Source organism: Propioniciclava sp. MC1683, from assembly GCF_014164675.1.
Classification (GTDB): domain Bacteria; phylum Actinomycetota; class Actinomycetes; order Propionibacteriales; family Propionibacteriaceae; genus Propioniciclava.
The window spans coordinates 1-26302 of sequence record NZ_JACJFX010000006.1 but is presented as its reverse complement, the minus strand read 5'-3'; the positions used below and the strand labels follow the sequence as shown (position 1 = coordinate 26302).

19 protein-coding genes are annotated in these 26302 nt (G+C 68.6%); 11 read left to right on the top strand and 8 right to left on the bottom strand.

The genetic code is table 11. The annotated features are described in order from the left end of the window. Positions 1-127: 127 nt before the first annotated feature. Positions 128-2125, top strand: a complete 1998-nt coding sequence (locus H5397_RS18770) for a cytochrome c oxidase assembly protein (protein WP_182815317.1) — start codon at positions 128-130, stop codon at positions 2123-2125. Further along, positions 2122-4374, top strand: a complete 2253-nt coding sequence (locus H5397_RS05090) for a cation-translocating P-type ATPase (RefSeq protein WP_182815315.1) — start codon at positions 2122-2124, stop codon at positions 4372-4374. Before H5397_RS18770 ends, H5397_RS05090 begins: the two co-directional genes overlap by 4 nt. Here H5397_RS05090 and H5397_RS05085 read toward each other — a convergent pair. The 3 genes from H5397_RS05085 to H5397_RS05075 all read right to left on the bottom strand — a co-directional run bounded on the left by H5397_RS05085 (position 4358) and on the right by H5397_RS05075 (position 7819). Beyond that, entirely contained in the window at positions 4358-5635 is a 1278-nt protein-coding gene (locus H5397_RS05085; protein ID WP_255438651.1) for an MFS transporter, read from the bottom strand. The two genes, H5397_RS05090 and H5397_RS05085, sit on opposite strands and share 17 nt — an antisense overlap. 74 nt (positions 5636-5709) lie before the next feature. Next, positions 5710-6864: an AMP-binding protein gene (locus H5397_RS05080; RefSeq protein ID WP_182815313.1), complete on the bottom strand. Its 1155-nt coding sequence runs from the start codon at positions 6862-6864 to the stop codon at positions 5710-5712. 16 nt (positions 6865-6880) lie between these two features. Further along, positions 6881-7819, bottom strand: a complete 939-nt coding sequence (locus H5397_RS05075) for a 1,4-dihydroxy-2-naphthoyl-CoA synthase (RefSeq protein ID WP_182815311.1) — start codon at positions 7817-7819, stop codon at positions 6881-6883. Between the two features lie 38 nt (positions 7820-7857). On the opposite strand from H5397_RS05075, the gene H5397_RS05070 reads away from it, so the two are divergent. From H5397_RS05070 to menD, 3 genes are read left to right on the top strand one after another with little or no spacing between them, the layout of a single operon-like run. After that, entirely contained in the window at positions 7858-9066 is a 1209-nt protein-coding gene (locus H5397_RS05070; protein WP_182815309.1) for an isochorismate synthase MenF, read from the top strand. Continuing rightward, a complete protein-coding gene (locus H5397_RS05065) occupies positions 9066-10013 on the top strand; it encodes an o-succinylbenzoate synthase (RefSeq protein ID WP_182815558.1) in 948 nt (315 codons plus the stop codon). Before H5397_RS05070 ends, H5397_RS05065 begins: the two co-directional genes overlap by 1 nt. Next, on the top strand, positions 10010-11611 hold the full coding sequence (gene menD, locus H5397_RS05060; RefSeq protein WP_182815308.1) for a 2-succinyl-5-enolpyruvyl-6-hydroxy-3-cyclohexene-1-carboxylic-acid synthase: 1602 nt from the start codon (positions 10010-10012) through the stop codon (positions 11609-11611). The genes H5397_RS05065 and menD overlap by 4 nt, the downstream gene beginning before the upstream one ends. A 207-nt stretch (positions 11612-11818) precedes the next feature. Here the strand turns inward: menD and leuS are convergent, their stop codons facing one another. Next, positions 11819-14758, bottom strand: coding sequence for a leucine--tRNA ligase (gene leuS, locus H5397_RS05055; RefSeq protein ID WP_309224282.1), 2940 nt, complete (start codon positions 14756-14758; stop codon positions 11819-11821). Between the two features lie 207 nt (positions 14759-14965). Between leuS and H5397_RS05050 the strand changes: the two genes are divergently transcribed. Next, complete coding sequence (locus H5397_RS05050; protein ID WP_182815306.1) at positions 14966-15685, top strand: type 1 glutamine amidotransferase domain-containing protein; 720 nt, start codon at positions 14966-14968, stop codon at positions 15683-15685. A gap of 15 nt (positions 15686-15700) precedes the next feature. On the opposite strand, the gene H5397_RS05045 is transcribed toward H5397_RS05050, so the two are convergent. After that, positions 15701-16246, bottom strand: a complete 546-nt coding sequence (locus tag H5397_RS05045; RefSeq protein ID WP_182815304.1) for a thioesterase family protein — start codon at positions 16244-16246, stop codon at positions 15701-15703. A 397-nt stretch (positions 16247-16643) separates the two neighbouring features. Between H5397_RS05045 and H5397_RS05040 the strand changes: the two genes are divergently transcribed. The 5 genes from H5397_RS05040 to H5397_RS05020 all read left to right on the top strand — a co-directional run bounded on the left by H5397_RS05040 (position 16644) and on the right by H5397_RS05020 (position 22838). Further along, positions 16644-18014, top strand: a complete 1371-nt coding sequence (locus tag H5397_RS05040; RefSeq protein WP_182815302.1) for a hypothetical protein — start codon at positions 16644-16646, stop codon at positions 18012-18014. A 292-nt stretch (positions 18015-18306) separates the two neighbouring features. Beyond that, positions 18307-19176 carry an HAD family hydrolase gene (locus H5397_RS05035; RefSeq protein ID WP_182815301.1) on the top strand — a complete coding sequence of 290 codons (870 nt, stop codon included), beginning with the start codon at positions 18307-18309 and terminating at the stop codon, positions 19174-19176. Positions 19177-20050: 874 nt separating this feature from the next. Further along, positions 20051-20995: a methyltransferase gene (locus H5397_RS05030; protein ID WP_182815299.1), complete on the top strand. Its 945-nt coding sequence runs from the start codon at positions 20051-20053 to the stop codon at positions 20993-20995. A 382-nt stretch (positions 20996-21377) separates the two neighbouring features. After that, the gene (locus tag H5397_RS19070) at positions 21378-21890 is read left to right on the top strand and encodes a nucleotide pyrophosphohydrolase (protein ID WP_375539410.1); all 513 of its coding nucleotides are present in this window, start codon (positions 21378-21380) and stop codon (positions 21888-21890) included. A gap of 285 nt (positions 21891-22175) precedes the next feature. Then, positions 22176-22838 carry a DUF4145 domain-containing protein gene (locus tag H5397_RS05020; RefSeq protein WP_182815297.1) on the top strand — a complete coding sequence of 221 codons (663 nt, stop codon included), beginning with the start codon at positions 22176-22178 and terminating at the stop codon, positions 22836-22838. A gap of 42 nt (positions 22839-22880) precedes the next feature. On the opposite strand, the gene H5397_RS05015 is transcribed toward H5397_RS05020, so the two are convergent. The 3 genes from H5397_RS05015 to H5397_RS05010 all read right to left on the bottom strand — a co-directional run. Then, complete coding sequence (locus H5397_RS05015) at positions 22881-25757, bottom strand: type I restriction endonuclease subunit R (protein WP_255438644.1); 2877 nt, start codon at positions 25755-25757, stop codon at positions 22881-22883. Positions 25758-25778: 21 nt separating this feature from the next. Further along, positions 25779-25934 carry a hypothetical protein gene (locus tag H5397_RS18025; protein ID WP_255438643.1) on the bottom strand — a complete coding sequence of 52 codons (156 nt, stop codon included), beginning with the start codon at positions 25932-25934 and terminating at the stop codon, positions 25779-25781. After that, the coding region (locus H5397_RS05010; RefSeq protein ID WP_182815295.1) for a restriction endonuclease subunit S at positions 25931-26302 on the bottom strand (372 nt) is incomplete at its 5' end. The genes H5397_RS05010 and H5397_RS18025, both read right to left, overlap by 4 nt.

Here is a 26302-nt window from a genome sequence, read left to right as displayed (position 1 = left end):
CACCGAGCGTAGCCGGGGCCGGGGCATCGCAGGGGCGGATCGACCCGGACGCTTCGAGTGCCGAGGACTAGACTCGCGGGGAAGTCCCCGGTCGACCACCGGGTCACCCAGACCACCGAGGTAGTTCGTGACCACCACGTCCCCGTCGTCCCTCGCGCCGAGCCGGCGCAGCACCGTCGTGCTCCTGTCGATCATCGGTGCCGCCGTCGCCGCGTACGTCGCGATCTGGCTGGTCGGGCTCGACCTCGCCGTGCGCCCGCCGCTCCCGGCGCGCATCCAGGCCGACGACGTCACCGGCATGATCTCACTGGTCAGCGACCTCACCGCGCGCCTGGCCGCGCTGGGCACCCTGGGCGTCCTGTCGGGCGTCGTCGGGTTCACGCCCCGCGGCACCGACCACACCATCAGCGACCGGGCACGGCACCTGCTGCCGTGGGCCGGCCGGCTCGGGCAGGTCTGGTTCGCGGCCTCGCTGCTCAACACATTCGCCAACCCGGCCTACGTCAACGGCGTGCCGATCGGCACGACGATGCGGCCCCAGGCGTGGTGGACGTTCATCTGGGCCTCCCCCTCCGGGCTGGCGTGGCTGGCCTCCGCCCTCGTCGCCGCGGCCGTGGTGGCCGCGGTCTATACCAGCCGCCACTGGGCGAGCTTCCTGATCGGCCTCGTGGCCGGGGTGATCGCGCTGGCGTTCGTCGGCGTCACCGGCAACGTCACGGTCGGCTACAACCACGACTGGGCCACCGACGCGATGGTCGCCATCGCGTTCACCGCCATCCCGCTGATGACGGCCGCGCTGGGCGCCTGGCTCGTCGGGACGCCGGCCTCCGCCATGCGCTACCAGCGCCTGGTCCTCCCCCTGCTCCTGGTCACCGCCGGCGGCCACGCCGTGGTCGCGTGGCAGCAGATGTCCGGCCAGCCGCTGACCAGCACCCCGTACGGCCTGTGGACGATCGCGATCTTCGTCATCCTCGGCCTGTTCGCCGTGAGCTGGGTCGTGCGCCAGTTCGTCGGCGGGCGCACCGCCGGCAGCATCGGTCGCGACGTCGTGCTCGCCATCGCCTACCTGACCTGCCTGACCGCCGAGAACCACATCCCGACGCCGCGCTTCCTCGAGCCCCAGAGCATCATGGTCAACTACCTCGGCTACGAGGTGACCGTCGGTCCCACGATCGAACGCCTCGTCACGCCGGGGCGTCCGAACACCCTCTGGGTCGCGGTCGTCGTGTTCGCCATCGGCGCCTACCTCGTCGGGGTGCTGCGCGCCCGCAAGCTCGGCCGCCACTGGCCCGTGCTGCGCACGGTCGCGTGGATCGCCACCTGGCTGCTCACCCTGTTCCTGGCCGTCACCGGCCTGTGGGAGTACTCCACGGTCACCTACAGCTGGCACATGGTCGTGCACATGACCGTCAACATGCTGGTCCCCGTGCTCGGCGTGCTGGGGGCACCGCTGGCCCTGATCCGCGAGGCGTCCGCACCCGGTGAGCACCACGTGTCGCTCGGTGACGCGCTCGACTCGCTCGAGGACCACCGCCTCTGGCAGTTCCTCACCAGCGCCCCCGTCGCGTGGCTGGCCTACGTCGGCAGCCTGTTCGCGGTCTACTTCACCCCCGCGTTCTCGTGGCTCATGAAGTACCACTGGGCGCACCAGCTGATGCTGATCGCGTTCATGATGGTCGGCTACTTCTTCTTCACGATCATCATCGGCGCCGACCGCACCGGCAAGCAGCTCCCGCACCTGCTCAAGCTCGCCCTCGTGATCTCGATCATGCCGTTCCACGCGGTGTTCGCGGTCGGCATCCTGCAGGCGCAGACCCTGATCGGCGCCGAGTTCTACGAGACCATCTCGGTGCCATGGCTGCCCGACCACGCGGCCCTGATGGCCGACCAGAGCATCGCCGGGCAGGCGTCATGGTTCCTCGGCGAGATCCCGCTGTTCGTCGTGATCGCCGCCCTGGCCGCCCAGTGGTTCCGCCAGGACGACAAGGAGGCCCACGAGATCGACGAGGCCGTCGACTCCGGCGCCGACGACTCCTTCGACGCCTACAACGACATGCTCGCCGAGCTCGCCCGCCGCGACGAGAAGCGGGCCCGCGAGGCCACCCTGAAGCGGTTCGAATCATGACCACCTCCCCCGAGGCCGAGGTCACCAGCGGCCTGGACCAGCGGGTCGAGCTCGACGTCTCGGGCATGACCTGCGCGGCCTGCGCCTCGCGCATCGAGAAGAAGCTCAACAAGATGCCCGGCGTGCGGGCGACGGTGAACTACGCCACCGAGCGCGCGGTGATCCTCGGGCTGTCCCCCGACCGCGCCCCCGACGCCGTCGATGTCGTCGAGAAGGCCGGCTACGGCGCCGCCCCCGTCGTCGAGGGCGAGGAGGGCCAGGGCTACGCCGACCGCGTGAAGATGCTGCGCAACCGGCTGATCGTCGCAGCCCTGCTCACCGTGCCGCTGGGCGACGTCGCGATCGTGCTCGCCCTCGCGCCGCAGATGCGGTTCCCGGGCTGGCAGTGGGTGCTGCTCGTCACCGCCCTGCCCGTCGTGTTCTGGAGTGCCTGGCCCTTCCACAAGGCCGCCTGGCGCAACCTGCGCCACGGCACCACGTCGATGGACACCCTCGTCAGCCTCGGCATCCTCGCCGCGTTCACGTGGTCGCTGGTGGCCACCATCATCGGCGCCGAGGACACCACCGGCTACTGGCTCGGCTACGGCATCGCCCCGGCCGGCGCCGACACGCTCTACCTCGAGGTCGCCGCCGCGGTGACGACCTTCCTGCTGGGCGGCCGCTACATGGAGGCCCGCTCGAAGCGTTCGGCCCGGTCGGTGCTCTCGGCGCTCGGGCGCCTCGCGCCCAGCACCGTCCGCGTCATCCGCGACGGCGCCGAGGTCGTGATCCCCATCGGCGAGCTCAAGGTCGGCGACCGCTTCGGCGTCCGCCCCGGCGAGCGGATCGCCACCGACGGCACCGTCGAGATGGGCTCCTCCGCGATCGACACCTCGATGATGACCGGCGAGCCGGTGCCCCGCGAGGTCACCGAGGGGGACGCCGTCCTGGGCGGCACCATCAACACCAACGGGGCGCTCATCGTGCGCGCGGACCGCGTCGGCGCGCACACCCAGCTCGCCCAGATGGCGGCCACCGCCGAGCAGGCCCAGGCCCGCAAGGCATCGGTGCAGACCATGGTCGACAAGGTCGTGTCGTGGTTCGTGCCGATCGTGCTGGCCATCTCGGCGATCACGCTGGTCGCCTGGCTGCTGGCCGGCGGTGGCCCCCGCGCCGCGTTCTCGGCGGCGTTGTCGGTGCTGATCATCGCGTGTCCCTGCGCCCTCGGCCTGGCCACCCCGACGGCCCTCATGGTCGGCGTCGGCCGCGGCGGCCAGCTCGGCATCCTGATCAAGGGCCCCGACGCCCTCGAGGCCTCCGGCATCATCGACACCGTCGTGCTCGACAAGACCGGCACCCTGACCTCCGGCGAGATGTCCGTCGAGGCGGTGCACGGCTCGGACGCCCACCCGGCCGACGCGGTGCTGTCGGCCGCGGCGTCCGTGGAGGAGCAGTCGGAGCACCCCCTCGCCCGCGCGGTCACCGACCACGCCGCCGCCCGCGAGGTGCCCGTCGCCCGCGCCACCGACGTGCGCGCCATCCCCGGCCGCGGCATCGTCGGCACGGTCGCCGGCCGGCGCGTGCTGGTCGGCACCCCCGAGCTCATGGCCGACGAGGGCCTCGCCGTGCCCACCGCCCTGTCGGACGCCGTGGCCGCGGCCGCCGCGGGGGGGCGCACCACGGTGCTGGTCGCCCTGGGCGACGAGGTCGCCGGGCGGATCGAGGTCGCCGACACGGTCAAGGACTCCGCGGCCGAGGCCGTCGCCCGCCTGAAGGAGATGGGCCTGCGCACCGTGCTGCTCACCGGCGACCGCAGGGCGGCCGGCGAGGCCATCGGCGCGGCCGTGGGTGTCGACGAGGTGATCGCCGAGGTCCTGCCGACCGACAAGTCGGCCGTCATCGAACGCCTGCAGGCCGAGGGCCGCCGCGTGGCGATGGTCGGCGACGGCATCAACGACGCCGCGGCGCTCGCCTCGGCGAACCTGGGCTTGGCCGTGGTGTCGGGCACCGACGTGGCGATGAAGTCGGCCGACATCATCCTCGTCCGCCGCAACCTCGGCGTCATCCCCGACGCGATCGCCCTGGCCCGGCGCACGCTGCGCACGATCAAGGGCAACCTGGTCTGGGCGTTCGGCTACAACATCGCCGCGATCCCGCTGGCGGCACTGGGCCTGCTCAACCCGCTGATCGCCGGCTTCGCGATGTCGCTGTCCAGCGTGTTCGTCGTCACGAACTCCACGCGCCTGCGCCGGTTCAAGCCCGGTCGCTGACCCTCTCGTCCGCCGGCCGGGGCGCCTTGTGCCACCGGTCGTCGCGGGTCTCGCGCATGCGCCAGTAGACCAGCGCCGAGGCGATGCACAGGGCCACCATGACGCACTCGAACACCCAGAACCGGCCCGCCTGCACCGTCGCCGTGGCGAGCACCGGGGCGAGTCCGCCGAAGACCGCGACCGCGATCCCGTACGGGAGCGAGATGCCGGCGGTGCGCACCTCGGGCGGGAACTGCTCGGCCATCACCGCGGCCAGCGAGCCCGCGTAGGCGGCCAGCAGGACCGCGCTGACCGACACCGCGACGAGCACGCTCGACATGGTCTGGCCCACGGTGGACATGAGCGGGATGAACGTCAGCGCCGAGCCGATGGCGAAGAACAGCAGCAGCGGACGGCGTCCGAACCGGTCGGACAGGCGGCCCGAGACGGGCTGCAGGATCGTGAACAGGGCCAGGCCGAGCATGGCCGCGACCTGGGCGTCCTTGATCTCGACGCCGGTCTTGAGGTTCAGCACCGACGGCAGCGAGACGAACCAGAACTGCACCAGGGCGGTGCCGGCGGCCACGAGGCCGATGACGCGGAGCGCGGCCCGCGGGTGCTCGCGGAGCACCTCGGTGAGCGGTCGACGGGCGACGCGGCCGGCGTCCTTGACGCGGGTGAAGGCCTCGGTGTCGGGCACCGCCATACGCAGCCACAGGCCCAGCAGGCCGAGCACGGCGCCGATGCCGAACGCGATGCGCCAGCCCCAGTTCGTGAGGAACTCCTCGGTGCCGACCGAGAACATGACCGAGGCCAGCAGCGAGGCCAGCAAGGTGCCCGCGCCGACCGAGACCTGCTGCCACGAGCCCGCCCAGGCGCGGCGTCCGGGGGGCGCGTTCTCGACCAGGAACGCCGAGGAGGTGCCGAACTCGCCGCCGGCCGAGAAGCCCTGCACGCAGCGCGCGAGGCTGAGCAGCAGGGGTGCGGCGACGCCGATCTGGGCGTAGGTGGGCAGCACGGCGATGAGGGCGCTGGCGCCGGCCATCAGGAGGATGGTGAGGGTCATGCCGGCCCGGCGCCCGCGGCGGTCGGCGTACGAACCGAGGATCGCGCCGCCCAGGGGCCGGAAGAAGAAGCCGACGGCGAAGACCGCGAAGGCGGCCAGGATGCGGGCCGCGCGGTCCTCGACGGGGAAGAAGCTGGCCGCGAAGTAGGGGACGAAGAAGCCGTACACGGACCAGTCGAACCACTCGACGAGGTTGCCGACGGTGCCGGCGACCAGCGACCTGCGTCGGTCGGCGTCGCTGTGGGCGCGCTTGCTGATGGTGACCCCCTGGCTAGCAGAACGTGCCTACGTTAGCGCCTGTCAGCCGGGGTGGGGATGCCCCGGGCCACCAGCCCTGCTTGCAGGCCGCGCCGGTCGACCTTGCCGGTGGGGCGCAGCGGCAGCGCATCGACGTGGACGACGTCCTTGGGGCGGGCGGCCGCGACCAGGTGGGCGGTGGACGCGCGCACGGCCTCGGCGTCGGCGTGACCGGTGGTGACGGCGATGACCCGGTGGCCCCACTCGGGGTCCGGGACCCCGACGACGACCCACTCCCCGGGGAGCGCAGCGAGGGCGTCCTCGACGTCGTGGGGGTTCACGTTGACCCCGCCGGAGATGATCACGTCGTCGGCCCGCCCCCGGATCCGGAGGCGCCCGCCCACCAGCTCGCCCAGGTCGTGGGTGGTCAGCCAGCGGCGTCCGTCGTGCTCGACGAAGGGTTGGACATCGGCGTCGAGGTAGCGGGTGGCCAAGTGGGGGCCCGCCACGTGGACCAGCCCGTCGACCAGGCGCACCTCGACCCCGTCGAGCGGGACGCCGTCGTAGACGCAGCCCCCCGAGGTCTCGGTGGAGCCGTAGGTGGTGATGATCCGGGCCCCGGCGGCCGCGGCCCGGCGGGCCAGGTCGGGCGGCAGGGCGGCCCCGCCGACGAGGATCGCGTCGAAGGCCGCCAGCTCGTCAGGGGCAAGCTCGACGGCGCGGCGCAGCTGGGTGGGCACGAGGGAGAGGTAGCGGCGTCGGCCCGGCTCGAGGGAGGCGACGGCACCCGCGAACAGGCCGGGGTCGAAGCCGCGGCGGGGGGCGTAGACCACCGGGCGCACCCCGGCCAGCACGCTGCGGGTGACCACCTGCAGGCCGGCCACCCCGTGCACCGGGAGCGAGGTGACCCACTGGCCCGGCCCCCCGATGCGGTCGAGCGTGGCCCGGGCCGAGGCGACCAGCGCCGCCATCGACAACCCCACGAGGTGGCCGCGGCCGTCGGTCGACCCGGAGGTGGCGATCACGACGTCGACGCCGTCCAGGGGCTGGGTGATGCGGGCCCGCGCCTCGTCGGCCGCCCCCGCGGTGGCCGCCGGCAGGAGGACCGGGCCGGACGTGACGGTTTCCCTCCAGAGGATGGCGTCGTAGAGCGCCGCCACCGCTGCGGCCGACGTGCCGCCCGGCATCCTGTGGAGAGAAACCGTCATCTGCGGTGGGTGCCGGTCAGAAGTAGTGCGGGTAGCCGGTCCAGTCGGGGTCGCGGCGCTCGACGAAGGCGTCGCGGCCCTCCTGGGCCTCGGCGGTCATGTAGGCCAGCCGGGTGGCCTCGCCCGCGAAGACCTGCTGGCCGGCCAGCCCGTCGTCGACGAGGTTGAACGCGAATTTCAGCATCCGGATCGCCTGGGGGCTCTTGGTCGCGATGATCCGGGCGTACTCCAGGGCGAGCTCCTCGACCCGGTCGTGGTCGGCGACCTCGTTGACCACGCCCCAGCGCTCGGCGTCCTCGGCGGAGTACTCCCGGGCCAGGAAGAAGATCTCGCGGGCGCGCTTCTGCCCGATCTGCCGGGCCAGCAGGCCCGAGCCGTAGCCGGCGTCGAACGAGCCGACGTTGGCGTCGGTCTGCATGAACCGGGCCTCCTGCCGGGAGGCGATGCTCAGGTCGCACACCACGTTGAGCGAGTGACCGCCGCCCGCGGCCCAGCCCGACACCACGCAGATGACGACCTTCGGCATCGTGCGGATCAGCCGCTGCACCTCGAGGATGTGCAGCCGCCCCGCGCGCGCAGGGTCGATCTGCTCGCGCCGCTGCTCAGGGGCGGCCTCGTCGTCGGCCCCGTCGACCTCGTAACGGTAGCCGTCGCGCCCGCGGATCCGCTGGTCGCCGCCGGAGCAGAACGCCCAGCCGCCGTCCTTGGGCGAGGGCCCGTTGCCGGTCAGGATCACCGTGCCCACGTCGGAGGTCATCCGGGCGTGGTCGAGCGCGCGGTACAGCTCGTCCACCGTGTGCGGCCGGAACGCGTTGCGCACCTCCGGGCGGTCGAACGCGACCCGCACGACGGGCAGGTCGGTGCCTGCGGCGTCGATGCCCCGGTGGTAGGTGATGTCGGTGAAGTCGAAGCCCTCGACGGCGCGCCAGCGGGTCGGGTCGAACGGGTTGCCCATGGTGGGTCACTCTACCGACGGCGGTAGGCTGAACCCTCGTGACAGCAGGACCGGACGCCGTGCGCGTCATCGAGCCGTTCGCCACCTCGCTCCGGCGTGGGACGCCGCTGGTGTGGGCGACCGGTGCCGGCGACGGGCTGGCCGCGACGCTCGGGTGGGGCGAGGCCTTCCGGGCCGTCAGCACCGGCCCCGACCGCTTCGCCGAGCTGGACGCCGCGTTCGACCGCTGGGCCGCCACCCGGCCCCCCGGGAGCAACCCCGTCGCCTTCACCACCGTGGCGTTCGCCGACGACTCCGCCGCGACCTCGGTGCTCGTCGTGCCCGCCCTGCTCGGCCGCTGGTCGCACGGCACCCTCGAGGTGACCCGGCAGGGCGACACCCCCGAGGCCCTGCCCGAGCCCACCGACCCGCCCGAGTTCGAGGAGCTCGAGCTCCTGCCCGGACGCCTCACCCGCCAGCGCTACCGGAACGCGGTCGCCACGGCCGTCGAGCGGATCCGCGCCGGCGAGGTCGAGAAGGTCGTTGTGGCCCGCGACCTCGTCGCGACGGCCCCCCAGCCCCTCGACCTGCCCGCGCTGCTGGACCGCCTGCAGCGCGCGAACACAGCCAGCTGGACCTTCCACGTGGACGGGCTGGTCGGGTCATCCCCCGAGATGCTGGTCGCGGTCCGCGGCAACCGGGTGCGTTCGCAGGTGCTGGCCGGGTCGGCGCCGGTGACCGGCGACGTGCACGCCGACGACGTCACCGCGACGCGGCTGGCCGCCTCCGCCAAGGACCACGCCGAGCACGCCTACGCCGCCCGGTCGGTGGCCGAGCGGTTGGCGTCCGTGGGCGAGGTGGCCACCCGCGACTCGCAGGTCAAGCGCCTGCCCCGCATCATGCATCTGGCCACCGACATCGCCGGCACCCTGCGCGAGCCCCGCTCGGCCCTCGCGGTCGCCGGGGTCGTGCATCCCAGCGCCGCGGTCTGCGGCACCCCGACCGACGTGGCGTTCGGCGTCATCGCCGAGCTCGAGGGCTTCGACCGCGGCCGCTACGCCGGCCCGGTCGGCTGGGTGGACGCCGCGGGCGACGGCGAGTTCGTCATCGCCCTGCGCTGCGGCCAGCTGGACGAGGAGGGCACGACCATCCGCCTGTTCGCGGGTGGCGGGATCGTGGCCGGGTCGGTGCCCAACGACGAGCTCGCCGAGACCGCGCGCAAGTTCCTGCCCATGTACGAGGCCCTCTCCCCCGTGGACCGGCCGTGATCCTCACCTGGTCCTCGCCGCTGGCCGACCGCTTCCGCAACCTGGACGTGCGCGACGGCGTCCTGCTGCGTGGTCCGGCCGGGTGGGCCGAGTTCTCCCCCTTCTGGGACTACGACGACGCCGAGTGCGTGCCCTGGCTGCGCGCCGCGGTCGAGGCAGCCACGCTGCCCTTCCCGGACGCCGTGCGCACCTCCGTGCCCGTCAACGCCACCGTGCCCGCCGTGGGACCCGAACGTGCCGCCGAGATCGTGCGGGCGTCCGGCTGCGCGACCGTGAAGGTGAAGGTCGCGCAGGCCGGCCAGTCGCTGGCCGACGACCTCGACCGGGTCGCCGCCGTGCGGGACGCCCTCGGCCCGGCCGGGGCGATCCGCGTGGACGCCAACGCGGCCTGGTCGGTCGACGAGGCCGTCGCCGCGCTCCCCCGGATCGACCGCGCGGCCGGTGGGCTGCAGTACGCCGAACAGCCCTGCGCGGCCGTCGACGACCTGGCCCGCGTGCGCCGGGCGGTGGCGGTGCCGATCGCGGCCGACGAGTCGATCCGCCGCGCCTCCGACCCCCACGCCGTCGTGCGCGCCGAGGCTGCCGACGTGATCGTGGTGAAGGTGCAGCCGCTCGGCGGCGTCCGCGCCTGCCTGGCCCTCGCCGAGGAGCTCGGCCTGCCCGTCACCGTGTCCTCGGCCCTGGAGTCCTCGGTCGGGATCGCCGCCGGGGTCGCCCTCGCCGCGGCCCTGCCCCGCACCAACGCCGCCGGGCTGGCCACCGTCGCGATGCTGCGCGCCGACGTGGCCGCCACCCCGCTGCTCCCCGTGGACGGCGAGCTCCCCGTGGGGCGGGCGGTGCCGGACGCCCTCACCCCCGCCGCCCCCGACCTCGACCGCGCCTGGCGCGACCGCCTCGACCGGGTGGCCGCCCTGGCCGGCATCGACCTGCAGGAGGTCCTGGCATGAGCTCCACCGCGATGGCCCGCGCGCTGGTCACCCAGCTGGCCGCCCACGGGGTCCGCGACGTCGTCGTGGCGCCGGGGTCGCGCTCGGCGCCGCTGGCCTACGCCCTGGCCGACGCCGAGGCGGCGGGCTGGCTGCGCACGCACGTGCGCATCGACGAGCGGACCGCCGGCTTCTTCGCCCTCGGCCTCGCCCGCGCGTGGGCGCTGCGGGGCGAGCCCCGGGTCGTCGCGGTCGTGACCACGTCCGGCACCGCGGTGGCGAACCTGCACCCGGCCGTGCTCGAGGCGTCCCACGCGGGGCTGCCCCTGGTGGTCATCACCGCCGACCGGCCGCACGAGTGGCACCGCACGGGCGCCAACCAGACGACGGTCCAGACGGGCATCTACGCCGACGCCCCCCGCGCGGTCGCCGAGCTGCCCGCCCGCGCCAACCCGGCGGCCGCCCGCGGGCACGTCGCCCGGCTGGTGGCCGCGGCGCTGGGCACGCTGACCACCGACCCGGGTCCGGTCCACCTCAACGTGTCGTTCGCCGAGCCCCTGGTCCCCGACGGCCCGTGGACGCCGGGCGACCTCCCCGCCCCCGTGCGGGTCACCCCCCGATCGGGAGGCGGCGGAGCGCCGACAGCCCGTGTTCCGGCCGTCGACAGCCTGCCTTCCGGCGGCCCGGACGCCGACCGCCTACCCTCCGGACGCCGCACCCTCGCCGTCGCCGGTGACGGGGCAGGACCGAACGCCGCCCGCCTGGCCGCCGACGCCGACTGGCCGCTGCTGGCCGAGCCCTCCTCGGGCGCCCGCACCGAGGGCGCCATCGTGCACTACCTGCGCCTGCTCGCCGACGGCCTGGCCGACGACGTCGAGCGCGTGGTCGTCTTCGGGCACCCCACGCTGAGCCGGCCGATCTCGCGGCTGCTGGGGCGCGCCGAGGTCGAGGTGGTCGTGGTCTCCCCCACCGCCCGCTGGACCGACGTCGCCGGCGCCGCCACCCTCGTCACCGGGGCGATCGCGGTCGAGCCGCCCATGGCGTCCGACACCGCGTGGCTCCAGCGCTGGCGGGACGCCGACGCCGCGGTCACCCTCGACCCGACCCCCATGCAGCGCGCCGCCCTGGCCCTGTGGGACACCGACGACTGGCTCCTGTTGGGCTCGTCCAACACCGTGCGGGCGTTCGACACCATCGCCCCGGGGCGCCGGCGCGGCGCGAAGGTGGTCGCCAACCGCGGGCTGGCCGGCATCGACGGGCTGGTCTCGACCGCGCACGGCCTGGCCACCGGGTTGGGCGAACCGGTCCGCGTGGTACTCGGCGACCTCAGCTTCGCGCACGACGTCGGCGGGCTGGCCCGTGGCGACCACGAACCCGAGGTCGACCTCCAGGTGGTCGTGCTCAACGACCACGGCGGCGGCATCTTCGGCTCCCTGGAGCACGCGGCGGCCGAACCGGCGATGTTCACGCGCTACTTCAGCACGCCGCAGGTGCTCGACGTGGTGGCCGCGGTGCAGGGGGTCGGCGCAACGGCGTCGCGGGTCGGCGTGGACGACCTGCCGCACGCGCTCGCGGCCCCCATCCGCGGGCGCAGCGGGCTGGACGTCGACCTGGCGTGAGCCAGGCCACGCGGGTCAGCCCTCGTGGATGCCGTCTCCGGGGCGCAGGGCCTCCCCACGCCGTCGCACCGGTGAGGTGGTCGGCGAGGTAGGTGCGCAGCACCCGGCGGTCGATCGAACTGGGGACGGGCATGGTTCCTCCGATCAGGTGGGAACCATCCACCCTAGTCAGCAACCGGTCCGCGCGAACCCTCCCGAGGGGTGAGGTCAGCCCGCGACGATGTTCACCAGGTTCGGCGCGCGGACGATCACCTTGCGCACCGTCTTGCCCTCCAGCAGCGCCTTGATGCGGTCCGAACCCAGGGCCAGCGCCTCCAGGTCGGCGTCGCTGATGTCGGCGGGAACCTCGAGGCGGTCACGCACCTTGCCCTGCACCTGCACGACGCAGGTGACGGTCGCCTGCACCAGCAGGGACTCGTCGGCCACCGGGAACGCCTCGAACGCCAACGAACCCTCGTGGCCCAGGCGGCCCCACAGCTCCTCGGCGATGTGCGGCGCGACCGGCGCGGTCATCAGCACGACGGCCTCGGCGGCCTCGCGCGGCACGGCGTCCAGGCGCGTCAGGGTGTTGGTCAGCGCGATCAGCTTCGAAACCGCGGTGTTGAAGCGCAGGTGCTCGTAGTCGTCACGCACGCCCTCGACCGTCTGGGCGATCGCGGTGGCGACCTCGGCCGAGACCGGCTCGTCGACCACGGTCACCTCGCCGGTCGATTCCGAGACGACCAGGCGCCACAGCCGCTGCAGGAACCGCTGCGAGCCGACGGCCGCGCGGGTCTCCCACGGACGCGACACGTCCAGCGGACCCATCGACATCTCGTACACCCGGAACGTGTCCGCCCCGAACGCCGCGTACATCTCGTCGGGCGTGGTCACGTTCTTCAGCGACTTGCCCATCTTCCCGTACTCGCGGGTGACCGGCTGGCCCTTCCACTCGTAGCGCACCTCGCCCGAGCCGTCGGACGCCGGCACCTCGACCACCTCGGCCGCCGGCACCGGCTGGCCCCGGTCGTCGCGGAACGCGTACGCCTGGATGTAGCCCTGGTTGAACAGGCGGCGGAACGGCTCGGAGGAGCTGACGTGGCCCAGGTCGAACAGCACCTTGTGCCAGAAGCGGGCGTACAGCAGGTGCAGCACCGCGTGCTCCACGCCGCCGACGTACAGGTCGACGCCACCCGGGTCGGGCACGTCCGCCGGCAGCGACGCCGGACGCCCCAGCACCGGCTCGGCGCGCGGGCCCATCCAGTAGGCCTCGACCTCGGGGTCGACGAACGCCTCGTCGTTGGTCGGGTCGAGGTAGCGCAGCTCGTACCAGCACGAGCCGGCCCACTGCGGCATGACGTTCAGCTCGCGCCGGTACGGCCGGACGCCGTCGCCCAGGTCGAGCTCGACGGTCGCCCACTCGGTGGCCTTGGCCAGCGGCGGGACCGGGTCGGAGGTGTTGTCGTTCGGGTCGAGCTTCACCGGGGAGTAGTCGCTCACCTCGGGCAGCTCGATCGGCAGCATCGACTCGGGCAACGCGATCGGCAGGCCGGTCTCGTCGTACACGATCGGGAACGGCTCGCCCCAGTAGCGCTGCCGGCTGAACAGCCAGTCGCGCAGCTTGTAGGTGATGGCGCCCTTGCCGATGCCCTGCTCCTCGAGCCAGGCGATCATGCGCGCCTTGGCGTCGGCGACGCCCAGGCCGTCCAGCGACACCGAGTCGTTGGCCGAGTTCATGGCCGGGCCGTCGCCGGTGAAGGCGGTGTCCATGTCGTGGTCGGCCGGCGGCTGCACCGTGCGCACGATGTCGATGTCGAAGCGCTCGGCGAAGGCCCAGTCGCGCTCGTCCTGCGCGGGGACGGCCATGATCGCGCCCGTCCCGTAGCCCATCAGCACGTAGTCGGCGATGAACACCGGGATCGGCTGCCCGTTGACCGGGTTGGTCGCGAAGGTGCCGGTGAACACACCGGTCTTCTCCTTGCCCTCCTCGGCCTGGCGCTCGACGTCGGTCTTGCGCGACGCGGCCTCGCGGTAGGACGCCACGGCCTCGGCCGGGGTCGCGAACCCGCCCGTCCAGGCCTCGCGGGTGCCCGCGGGCCACGCGTCCGGGACGAACGAGTCGACCAGGTCGTGCTCGGGCGCCAGGACCATGAAGGTCGCGCCGAACAGGGTGTCGGGGCGGGTCGTGAACACCTCGATGCCCACCTCGCCGCCGGCGACGGTCGTGGCCGGGAACACCACCGAAGCGCCCGAGGAGCGGCCGATCCAGTTGCGCTGCATCAGCTTGACCGGCTCGGGCCAGTCCAGGCGCACCAGGTCGTCGGTCAGCCGGTCTGCGTAGGAGGTGATCCGCATCATCCACTGGCGCATGCGGCGCTTGAACACCGGGAAGTTGCCGATGTCGGAGCGGCCGTCGGCCGTGACCTCCTCGTTGGCCAGCACGGTGCCCAGGCCGGGGCACCAGTTGACCGGCGCCTCGGACAGGTACGCCAACCGGTGGTCGTCGACCAGCCTGCGCTGCTCGACCGCGTCGAGGTCCGCCCAGGCCCGACCGCCCGGCACGGCGCGGCGTCCGGACTCGAACTCCTCGACCAGCTCGCTGATCGGGCGGGCGCGGCCGGTGCCGATGCCGTCGCGGGCGGGGGCGTCCGGGTCGTACCAGCTGTTGAAGACCTGCAGGAAGATCCACTGCGTCCAGCGGTAGAACTCGACGTCGGTGGTCGCGACCGAGCGACGGTCGTCGTGGGCCAGGCCCAGGCGGCGCAGCTGGGCGCGGTACGTGGCGATGTTGGCCTCGGTGGTCACGCGCGGGTGCTGGCCGGTCTGTACCGCGTACTGCTCGGCGGGCAGGCCGAACGCGTCGTAGCCCAGCGCGTGCAGGACGTTCTTGCCCGTCATCCGCTGGTAGCGGCTGAAGACGTCGGTGGCGATGTAGCCCAGCGGGTGGCCGACGTGCAGCCCCGCGCCCGACGGGTAGGGGAACATGTCGAGCACGAAGAGCTTCTCGCGGTCCCCGGACGCCGCGGCCTCGGCCAGTGGGCCGGCCGGGTTCGGGGCACGGAAGGTCTGCTCGGACTCCCAGCGGTCCTGCCAGCGCTGCTCGATGTCGGCAGCCATGGCGGCGGTGTACCGGAAGGGCGTCTCGTTCTTCTCGTTCGTCTCGACCACGGGCCAACTCTGCCACTTCCGCGCGCGGACGCCGAACCGTGGCCACCCACACCCCCGGTCGTTGCCGTCTGGTACCCGGGGGGACCCGGGACGCGCCGAGGGCTTGGGTTCTGGACCCCGAGGGCTCCCCTCACCGCTGCGACAAGGCCTTTCGCCGGCACCGCCCCCGTGGCAGAGTGGTCCCGACCGACCACGAGGAGGGCCACCATGGGCCGCACGAAGCATCCCGCCCGCGTCCTGATCATCGCCACGAACACGCCGGCGTACGAGCTCGCCGGCTACCGCACGGGCCTCTGGCTGGGAGAGCTCACCCACTTCTACGACGTGCTCGCCGACGCCGGCCACGACCTCACGATCGCCAGCGTCTCCGGCGGGCTGGTACCCCTCGACCCCGAGAGTCTGGCCGCTCCGGTCCTGAAGCTCGGCCGCACCGACAAGCGCTACGAGGACCCGGCCTTCATGGGCCTGCTGGAGGACACCCCCAGCGTCGAGGACGTCGCCGACGAGCACTGGGACGCCGTCTACCTGGCCGGCGGCCACGGCACCATGTTCGACTTCCCCCACCACCCGGCGCTCGGCGATCTGCTCGTGAGCACGCTCGAGGACGGCGGCATCGTCGCGGCGGTGTGCCACGGGCCGGCCGCCTTCGTCGGCGCTCGGCTTTCCGACGGCTCGCCCCTGCTCGAGGGCTGCCGCGTGACCGGGTTCTCCTGGGCCGAGGAGAAGCTGGCCGGGCGCGACAAGGTGGTGCCGTTCCGGCTGGACAAGGCGCTGAAGGACGAGGGCGCCACCTACACCAAGGCGCTGTTGCCCATGACCGAGAAGGTCGTCGAGGACGGCCGCCTCGTGACCGGCCAGAACCCGATGAGCGCCGCCGGCGTGGCCAAGACGGTCGTGAAGCTGCTCAAGAAGCAGCACCGCCACTGAGGCGGCACGCCGGAGTCAGGCGGCCCCGGCCGTGTCGAAGGTGGTCGTGTCGATCTTGGTCGAGGCCGTCCAGTCGTGCAGCCAGTCGGGCACGTCGAGGTGGCCGGGGAACTCGCCCACCAGCTCCTCGAGTTCGTCGTGCTCGACCGAGCCGCCGGTCTTCTTCAGGAACCGGCTGCGGATGATCGCGTGCGCGTACACGGTCTCGCCGACGCAGAACGTCTGCTCCACGTAGCCCCACTTGTCGTCGAACCCGAGCACGCGGGTGTACAGGTCGAAGCGCTGGCCCAGGCGCAGCGACTTGCGGTAGGTGATCGTCTGCCCGGCCACCACCGGGAACCAGCCCCGCGCCGACAGCTTCGCCCACATGCCCGAGCGCACCATGAGGTCCATGCGCCCGAGGTCCATGAGCGTCAGGTACTTGCCGTTGTTCATGTGCAGGAGCAGGTCGAGGTCGGTGGGCACCACGCGGAACGGGGTGCGCGCGGTGTCCCAGATGCTCAACCGCCGGGCTCGGAGCCAGCGCAGCCGCAGCAGGAGCATCCGCCAGTACAGGTTCATGCGCCCAAGGGTAGGGGCTGCCGGGAACGACGAAACCCCCGGTCTGATGGCCGAGGGTTCGTGGTGGAGCTAAGGGGATTCGAACCCCTGACCTTCTCATTGCGAATGGCATCTGCCCTTGTGGCGGCCGGAGACGGAGGCGGCCTGAACCGTGGAGCTGTCCATGCTCGTGCATGTGTTGCACCCCGGGGGCAATGAGGGGGCAACGGCGAAGGAGGGGTCCCCGGCTTGTCCTGACTGCTCATTGCGTCGCAGCCGGGCTGCAGGCTCTGGCCTGCTGGGCCGGAGCGCCCGAGCGCACACCCCCCTCAGCGCACGCGCGTGAAGGCCAGATGAACTGCCTGCGTTGCATCGAGTGGCCTAGTCTGTGTTTAGTGTCACAACCCGTGCCTGCGCCATGAAGGAGGCGATCGAGAAAGTGATGGTAGATTCGGACGGGGCAGCGAGCGATGCAAGCAAGACCGCGATTCCTTCGGCGGACTTCACCCGCGGGGCTCGGCTCCTGCTACTTCTAACTCAACCGAACGCTTGGATCCACCGTCGCGTCGAGTCGGTTGCCTACACGGTTGACGGCTTGGTGAGGCGATCAGTCAGCCTCGACTTCTCCCCAATGGCCCCTCAATCAGAAATCGAGCCACTGCCCTCAACAGCTAACGTTGAAGACAGCATAATTGTGCCCCTCGCTGTGCTGAAGAAGGAGCCGCTCGCGCTCCTTGATGTTCGCGACGAGAACAACGCGGCCCTGCCTATATTAGGCACCGAGGAGAACGGATTTCTGTCGTACTCAGCCCTCCTGGTGCTTGCCCATGGCATTCTAGGCATATCGACTGAGGATGGCATTCCATTTGAGATTCGCGAGCTACTCTACCACATTGCCCTAGACCCCGCGCCTGCGGCTGAGGCCGTGCTTGATCATATTCGACGCTCAAAAACGCCTGCGTTGGTGGCACTGTCTGACGATGCCGTGTTTGTCAAGCTAGCCGCGGACCTCGCAGCCAACTTCGTGCTTCTTGCTGAAATGCAGTTCAAAAAGAGCTGTGGCTCACAACGCAGAATCGCCAAGTTCTCTTACGTAACCACGCCTGCACGCCTATATAGACGTCGCATAAGCACATGGCTGTTCGCCCCAAACGAGAGAACCATCAGCTTCGACCTGCCTTCGATAGGAGATGCGCAAAGCTATCATTTTCAATTCTCTCCTCCGAGTACGGTTGTAGTCGCTGAGTGCTCCCTGGAGGTTAGAGACCCCTTCGAGGGAGTCGGGGTAAGGGCCGGCAATGTCGTGGGGGGCACTGGACACCTTCAGGCGAACGTATCGTCTCCCGGCACAGCGGCGGTAGGGAGCATCACCGTCTCGCCAGCGCAGCATGGGCCCATCGTCTCGGCACTCGTCAGTTCAGCGCTGAATGCCCTGATCGTTTGTGCGTTTGCCGCCTGGGCAGTCGCGGCGTCCCGGAGCTGCATGCCGGACGATGGAGATCAAGTCTCGGCTTGGCAGGCTCTGTTCATTGCTCTCCCCGCACTCGCGGCTGGGTTCCTTGCCCATCAAGGCGAGCTCGGGCTTCTTAGCAGCATGCTGAGTGGCGCTCGTGCAACACTGCTTGCCAGCTCGATCACCACTCTCGTGGTCGCCCTAGCTTTGGCCGTCGGGCTCACGGGCGAACCGCTGATCTGGGTCCTGGTTGCATCGTCGATTGTCAGTGTGGCGTGCTGTACTCGACTCACACAGTGGTACGTACGGTGCCGAGTCATCACGAACCGCAGATGAGGAAGAAGGACAACGATGCCTGACACCAGCAAGAGAGAGTCTCAACTCAGAACCGCGGACTACACTGTCCACAGCGCAGAGGGACAACGAGCCGCGTATCAGGTGGGGACCAAGGCTGAGCTCGCCGCTCTGCTCGCCACACGAGTCGGGGCTGCGCGGCAGATAGCTTCCAGTCACCCTCGGTCGTAAGATAGGTGCCTCCAGCCATGCCATTCCTGCCGTGCCACTTAAGGTTTCGCGAAGGGCGCGAACTCCTGTCATGCCTGCCGGCGTCAGACCATGGGTCCGCGCGGTGAAGCTGCTGATCTGCGATGTCGACAACACTTTGTTCGACTGGAGCGGTTATTACGCGTCTGCGTTCAGGGCGCTGGTTCACGTAGCGGCCAGGGAGTTGGCGATCCCCGAGGAACGTCTGTACAGCGAGTTGAAGGTCGTGCACCAGAAACACCGCTCTATTGAGTATTCATTCTCGCTTCAGGAACTGCCCTCCACCGGGGCCCTCGAGATTGACGCTCTTAGGAAGGTGCTCGATGCCGCGATCGGCGCTTTCAACTCGGTAAAGAGAAAACGCCTGCGGCCATTCGAAGATGTCCGACCGACGCTGGCCTGGATCCGCATGCAGCAGTACAGCGTTGTCGCTGTCACGAACTCTCCCACCTATCAGGCGTACCGCAGAATTGAGCGGATGGGACTGCGCTCCTACTTTGACGGACTCGTCAGCTGGGAGGGATGGGGTGCCAAGGGAAGGGACGACCCTTTGGTGGGGCATCGAATGCCCGAATCATCTGCGATCGACTTCCCGTGGCACGCGGCAGTCTCGCACGCCGATTTGAAGCCGAGTACCATTCCCTACGAGTTGGTGCTCGAGCGCTATCCGAAGCTCGGGGAGCCTGCATGGGTGGTCGGGGACTCTCTTTCAAACGATATCGCACCCGCGACCCAGCTAGGACTTCACTCGGTCTGGGCGAAATATGGGTCTAACACGCGCGCCAAGGATCTTGAGACACTACTGCGGGTCACAGACTGGACTGACTCACAAATTAGAGCCTTGCGAAAAGCGCCGACCGTCACGCCAGAGTACTCCATCGACACATTCTCCGACTTGCAGCGAATCCTTCCAGAATCTCAGCCAACCTTGTTCGACAACATGGAGGAAGCGTGACTCTTGTCGTGCTTACGGGACGAATCGGCGTTGGCAAATCCACGATTCAACAGAGCCTCCTAGAGTGCGGCCTCCCGATAATCGTGACTTACACGACGCGCCTTGTGTCCGCCGAGGAGGTAGGCATGTCTCACTTGCCTGCAAATCAGTTCATGGATGAGGTTACCTCTGGTACCCTGTGCGCTCCGATGGCGTTCGGCGGGCAATGGTACGGGTGGCCGCGCGACCCGTTCCTAGCAGCGGCTGGGGGTCGCGAATCAAATGCCAGCGTTACTGCCCGACCCTATACTGCGCTGCTGCTGGGATCCGTTCTAAATCACTGCCGCGTCATCCTTCTAACCGCGGATTCAGATGAGTTGGAAAGGCGCCGCGCCAATCGCTCGGCGCTGCGGGACCTAGATGACTCCGCCCGCGCGCGGCTTGAGGCTGACGAACGAGAGTTCACCGCATACGGCGGGCTCTTCAAAACCCGTGTAGATTCAGGCCCCAATGCGGCGGGGACAATTATGGCCGGCCTCGCATGAACCAGGAGCCTCGATTCGAAGCACGCCGACAGGTTTGGGACGCTTGCCGCAGCACGCAGGATACACAGCGTTGGGTTTCCTACCTGACCGATCTTGAAGTGTGCGACCTTCTCCCCTTTGTAGAAGACTTCGGTTCAATGGTTGACCGCAATGGCGCCCAGCTTCCGATGTCCAAGTGGCTGACCGAGCAGTTTCAACATGGTGAACGATTTGTGCGCGCACGGGCGCATGATCCCTCCGTCCCCATACGGGAACGCTTGACTCTAGCCACATTCCTGGCGCTCGCCGACCGCCTGAGGCACTTGATCTCACGCGTAGCCCCAGCACACGTAGGGCATCCACGAGGTTGCATGATGTACTATACGGACCTCTTGATGTCGGCAGTTCTTGTCGGATTCGAATTCGTGGGCGAGCGGATCGAACTCAAATCCGGGCTTGCCATTCCGAAACCGCACGCATATCTGGACCCTGTTCAGGCATTGAGCTACGCCACCACTCGGGCTCAGGTCGATCTCGTGAAGCTGGCCCTCTCCGGTCCGGCCCGCCTCGTGGCTCACCGGAATGTCGTCGTGTTAGTCGACCGTCGAGAGCACCAAGGAGTCTTCGGCCCCACGATCGACACCCTCTTTCTCTGCGACTGGATATACTCGCGGCTCTTCGTACGCGATCAATGGGTCGCCCAGGGGGCGCAAGCGGCAACTGAGTTCAACCTCCTGGAAGTCGGGTGCGGGAACGGACTTCTGAGCGCCGCGGGGTTTCGCGATGCTGCGCCTCTCGTCGCACTGGATGCCATCGACATGGACGCCAGAGCCGTGCTTTGCACAGCCCAGAACGTAAGGCGTAACGCGCGCTGCTCGGGACCCGAATTGGCCGACCGAGTCTGCCTCACCGCAGCTCCATTTCAACCGGCGCGCCTGACCCGTCAGTACGACCTTATCCTCTGTAATCCCCCATACATCCCCGTACCGACGAGCCACACCGCCACTGGCGTTCCGTCCCGCTTGGCGACTCATGGCACCGAACTCATACGCGAGCTGGTCTGCAGTGCCCCTGCCCTTTTGCGCCCTGGGGGATCGCTGGTGGTCGTCACCTCACGCTTGGCGGAGTCGGAGTTGATTGCCGCTGCCGGCGACGCGAACTTGGAAGTCGTTCAGGAGACTTCACGCCGGGTCCCGTTTGACATTGAGGACTTGGATCCGGACCATTTGCAGTGGCTCATCGAATCTCGGGGGCTGGAATTTGACAACCAAGCCTTCCATGAAATCGCAATCTACAGAATGAGGACGCGCTCATGAGTACCACTGGGACGCTGGTGTTACGCTTTCGCGACATTGAACGACCACTGGGCGAGACGATTCGACTTCACCAACAATCAATCGCCCAACACAAATTCACATGGTGGGGGTGGCTATACAGGTCGTACGAGACGGTTCCAGTGGAACGCTTCGGAGCTTTAAGGAGCTCCATATCGGCCGGGCCTCTTGAAGTTCTGTTGTACGACACAGGCCAAGGCTGCATCTACTCAGCCATGTGCACGGACCTGGCCTTTCAGGACTACTTGGAGGCATCTCCTGAGCCTAGGGCGACGCCCGCCTACTACAACGCCAGAAGCGCCCCCGCTTGGTTCAAGTTTGTAGGCATTCGGGAGGTGGCTCCTGATCGTGTAGTTGGTCACTCATGCCTAGACATGCCCTCAGCTTCAGAAGACTGCTCAGTAGATCTAATTGGCAGCACCATTCACAAACTGTCAGACTTGCGACGCCAGGAGGTCACGCTTTGGGAGATTCAGTGAGCAGGTCCGATCCTCGCCAGGCTCCCCACTCCGCAGGAGTGACCGTCAATGAACTGATGGCACTCCAGCGAGAGTTCGTTGCTGAACGGAATTGGGTTCGATTTCACTCCGCCCGGAATCTCGCAGTTGCGTTGACTGTAGAAGCGGCCGAGTTGCTCGAGCACTTCAAGTGGGTGACGGCCGATGACCCAAGCGAGCTTCCTGTAGGGAAGATGCAAGAAATTGGCGACGAGATGGCCGACGTTCTTCTGTTTCTGCTTTCGTTGAGCGATGCACTCGGTATTGACCTAGCCGCCTCGACTCTAGCCAAGCTGAACACGAATCGACTGCGGTGGCCCCCTGGCGACACTCGGGGCGCATGGGTGCCGAGGGAGCGCGGTTCTGGGCAGGCCCAGTAGACGAAGCCCTTGGAAACCATTGCTCGGGTCCTTTCGGCGCGGTCCATGGCTCGTGGCCTAGACGCGACCGCGGCCCCGCGAGGACAGCACCACCGCGGCCCCGCGAGGACCGCACCGCAGCGCAGCGAGGAGCGGACCGCAGCGGCGCGCCGGCGGAGCCGGCGCCTTGATCCCGTAGAGGTAGATTCGCCAGTGCTCGTGCCAGTGGACTGTCAGCCAAGGGCGTAGAGCATGTCGCGGAGGCGACCAACGGCCAGACCATGATGTAGGAGGGCGAGGGAGACGATGGCGGCGATCACGTGTGGATGGTGCAAGAACCGCTGCCACATGACATTGTTCGGGCAAGTGAAGGTCACAGACCTCCCGTACTTCGGCGGAGACGACAACTACGTGGCCGACGCTGCATTCGAGTGCGACGGCTGCGGCCGAGTGAGTGTGGCGACGTGGTACACGTCGTATGACCCGAACAATCCTCGATGGCGAACCTCCGGCCGCGACGACGGGCCGTCGGACTACGAGCAAGCACGTTGGTCTCCTCCTGTCGGCCATCAGGTGAGCTACCCAGATGTGCCTAATGAGATCGCTCAGACCGCCACCGAGGCTTGGACGTGCCAAATCGCTGGCGCGCCCCGGGGTGCGGTCATGCTCGCGCGAGCGGTGGTCGAGAGCACTGCGAAGGCGAAAGGAGTCACGTCAGGGACGCTGGCCGCCAAGATCGAGGGAATGGCGAACGGGGGTCTGATCCGTAAGGCCGTCGCAGAGCAGGCCCACGAAATCAGGCACGTGGGTAACGGTACGGCCCACGGTGACCTCGAGGACCGCGTGACCCAAGAGGATGCGGAAGAGGTCCTCAATCTGATGGCTGAAGTCCTGAATGAGGTCTGGCAAGCTCCCGCCCGGTCGAGGCGTCTGGCCGAAGCCCGTGCGATGAGGGCGGCTCGCCAGTAGGGCAACCCTAGCCGGCCGTCCCCATTAGTCCGCCTGCGAGATTCACAGGCCGAGGTACCGGCTGAGGAACGCGGACAGCTTTTCCAGGACGTTCTGCTTCTTGAGGCTGTGGTGGTTGGCCTTGGCGAACCGAGACACGGGGGGGAGGATTCCCGTGACAGCGGTGCCAGCGGTGGGGACGGCGCCATCGCGGAAGGCGCGAGCAACGAACTCGTGGGTCTCGTCAGGGCGGAGGTTCTCCTCGGCGATGATGCGTTCCAGGTCTTGGGCGCGCCTGGCGGCGACGAAGGCCTTCCACTCACGATCGACGTCGGCGTCCACGGTCAGGGAGGCGACGAACGCCTCGATGAGGTCCTTCTTGTTGCGCAGGCTGGGGCTGGCGTCGATGGCTCGAGCGATGGTGGCGCGGACCTCGACGTCGCCAGGCTCGCCATGCTGCTCCAGGTACTGGCGCACGAGCATCAGGATGTAGTCGACGTTGACCTCGACCTGCTTGATCAGCTCGATCTCGAAGACGACGTCGTCGTTGATCATCTCCTTGTCCGCGACGGTGACCTTGCGCCGCTCGGCATAGAGATTCAGGTAGACGCTCTGATAGTCCTGTAGCTGCCGCGGCGTCAGGATCTCGTTGCCGGCGAAGTCGTCGAAGCTGGTCAGGATGTTCCGCAGCCGGAGGATCGCCCCGAACAGGGCGATGAACTGCTTCTGGTTCTCCTCGCCCACGATCACCTGCCCCGGCGGGTAGCCGTCCAGGAGTTCGGTGACCTTGGCGGCGTACTCGTCGAAGTACTCCCCGTACGGCCGCAGCAGCGCGACGCCCTTGGCGTCCGCGTTGCCGAACAAGGCCAGGGCTTCGTTGGTCTCGTCCTCGAGGTTCCGGAAGCTGACGATGTTGCCGTACGTCTTAACCGAGTTCAGGATCCGGTTCGTTCGCGAGAACGCCTGGATGAGCCCGTGGGCGCGCAGGTTCTTGTCCACCCACAGCGTGTTCAGGGTGGTGGCGTCGAACCCGGTGAGGAACATGTTGACCACGATCACCAGGTCGAGCTCGCGGTTCTTCAACCGCATCGACAGGTCCTTGTAGTAGTTCTGGAACTTGTCGGCTGACGTGTCATAGCTGGTGCCGAACAGGTCGTTGTAGTCCTGGATCGCGTCCTCCAGGAACTCCCGCGAGCTCTGGTCCAAGTCGTAGGTTTCGAACTCCTCCTCGCCCAGCAGGCCGTCGGGTTCGGCCTCGTTCGCGGCGTAGCTGTAGATCAACCCCACCTTCAGCTGCTGGTCGGATGGCAGTTCGTCCTGGCGGTAGGTGAAGGCGTTGTAGTAGCGCTTCGCGGCCTCGATGGATGCCGTCGCGAACAGCGAGTTGAACCCGGCCAGCCGCTTCCCGGCGAGGGTGTAGGTGCTGTTGCGCTTGGTCTTCTGGTCGAAGTGCTCGCGCACATAGGCCACCACTTGGCTGATGCGCTCGGGCGCCAGCAGGGCCTTCTCGGTGTCGATGGCGGATACCTGCTTGTCGGCGATCGCGTCGGAGGTCTTGATCGTGTTGATGTAGTCGATCCGGAAGGGCAGCACGTTGGCGTCGCGGATGGCGTCCACGATCGTGTAGGTGTGCAGCCGGTCGCCGAACGCCTGCTCGGTGGTCCGCAACCCAGGGGTGCCACTGCTCCCGGCGTTCACGGCGAAGATCGGCGTCCCGGTGAACCCGAACAGGTGGTAGTTCTTGAACGCCTTCGTGATCTTGGTGTGCATGTCACCGAACTGGCTGCGGTGGCACTCATCGAAGATGATGACCACGTGCCCAGCGAAGATCTGGTGCTTGGCGTTCTGGTCGACGAAGCGGGCCAGCTTCTGGATCGTGGTGATGATGATTCGCGAGTTCGGGTCCTCCAGTTGCCGTTTCAGCACCCGTGTCGACGTGTTCGAGTTGGCGGCGCCCTTCTCGAAGCGTTCGTACTCGCGCATCGTCTGGTAGTCGAGATCCTTGCGGTCCACGACGAACAGCACCTTGTCGATGCTGGGCAGCTTCGTCGCCAGCTGGGCGGTCTTGAAGCTGGTCAGCGTCTTACCTGACCCGGTCGTGTGCCACACATACCCGCCCGCGGCGATCGTTCCCAGGCGTTTGGTGTTGGTGGCGGTCTCGATGCGCCGCAGGATCTGCTCGGTGGCCGCGATCTGGTACGGGCGCATCACCAGCAGCTTGCGGTCGGCGTCGAAAACGCAGTAACGGGTCAGGATGTTCAACAAGGTGTGCTTGGCGAAGAACGTCTTCGTGAACCCGACCAGGTCGGTGATCGGCTTGTTGCTCGCGTCCGCCCACCAACTGGTGAACTCGAAGCTGTTCGACGTCTTCCGCCGGCTCCTCTTCCCGGACGCCTCGGCCAGGTGCTGGTCGCGGACCGTGTTGGAGTAGTACTTCGTCAACGTGCCGTTGCTGATCACGAACAACTGCACGTACTCAAACAGGCCAGAGTCGGCCCAGAAGCTGTCCCGGGCGTACCGGTTGATCTGATTGAACGCCTCCCGGATGTCCACCCCCCGCCGCTTCAACTCCACGTGCACCAACGGCAGGCCGTTCACCAGGATCGTCACGTCATAGCGGTTCGCGTGCACACCACCTGTCTGGACGCCGTCGGCGCCGGCAGTCGCGGCTGGGACCTCGTACTGGTTGATGACCTGCAGGCGGTTGTTGTGGATGTGGGTCTTGTCGAGAAGGTAGATGTTCTTGAACGACCCGTCGTCGCGCTTCAACACCTGGACGTGATCGGTCTGGATCTTGGCGGTCTTCTCGACGATCCCCTCATTCGCCGAGGCGACCTGCTGGGTGAAGAACCGCTGCCACTCCCCATCCGAGAACGTGAGCTTGTTCAACGCCTCCAGTTGCGTCCGCAGGTTCGCCACCAGCTCTGCCTCCGAGCGCAACAGCAGGTAGTCGTACGCCTGCTACTCCAACAAGGCGATGAACGCCCGCTCCAGGTCGCCCTCGGACTGGTAGCCGTCTTGCTTGGCAGGTTCCGGGATGAACTCCGCCACCACCGTCGACTCGGCACTCAACGCGATCGCCTCATAGGCGACGGTCGACCCATCGATCGGCGTCACGACGCCACCTCGTCGAACGTGAGCAAACGATCACGGTAGAACTCATACTGCTGTCGCCGTGCCGTCAACTCCGCAGGTAACCCAACAGATAGGCCGTTCACCAGTGCGTCGAAGGCATCGAGCACCGAGACAACTCGCTCCTGTTCATCCAGGTCAGGCACCGGAATCTGGGCTCGCTTGAGGTTGTCGTTATAAAGCCTGCGGATGGTTCCCCCGTCGGTCGCCCAGTCCATCACCTGATCCCTGATCCACCGGCCGTGATTCTTGGTGGTGACTTTCCTCCGTTTTGACGCTTCACTCGGGGGTGGGCGTGTCGGGTCCGCCGGTCTGCCCGGCCCTTCCACTTCGGGGTCCTTGGTTGCGCCTGT

Bases quoted from the DNA above. Each gene is read 5' to 3' on its own strand.
- H5397_RS05090 (WP_182815315.1), top strand. From the start codon at position 2,122: ATGACCACCTCCCCCGAGGCCGAGGTCACCAGCGGCCTGGACCAGCGG.
- H5397_RS05080 (WP_182815313.1), bottom strand. From the start codon at position 6,864: ATGACGGTTTCTCTCCACAGGATGCCGGGCGGCACGTCGGCCGCAGCG.
- H5397_RS05075 (WP_182815311.1), bottom strand. From the start codon at position 7,819: ATGGGCAACCCGTTCGACCCGACCCGCTGGCGCGCCGTCGAGGGCTTC.
- menD (WP_182815308.1), top strand. From the start codon at position 10,010: ATGAGCTCCACCGCGATGGCCCGCGCGCTGGTCACCCAGCTGGCCGCC.
- H5397_RS05050 (WP_182815306.1), top strand. From the start codon at position 14,966: ATGGGCCGCACGAAGCATCCCGCCCGCGTCCTGATCATCGCCACGAAC.
- H5397_RS05045 (WP_182815304.1), bottom strand. From the start codon at position 16,246: ATGAACCTGTACTGGCGGATGCTCCTGCTGCGGCTGCGCTGGCTCCGA.
- H5397_RS05040 (WP_182815302.1), top strand. From the start codon at position 16,644: ATGAAGGAGGCGATCGAGAAAGTGATGGTAGATTCGGACGGGGCAGCG.
- H5397_RS05030 (WP_182815299.1), top strand. From the start codon at position 20,051: ATGATGTACTATACGGACCTCTTGATGTCGGCAGTTCTTGTCGGATTC.
- H5397_RS19070 (WP_375539410.1), top strand. From the start codon at position 21,378: ATGCCTAGACATGCCCTCAGCTTCAGAAGACTGCTCAGTAGATCTAAT.
- H5397_RS05020 (WP_182815297.1), top strand. From the start codon at position 22,176: ATGGCGGCGATCACGTGTGGATGGTGCAAGAACCGCTGCCACATGACA.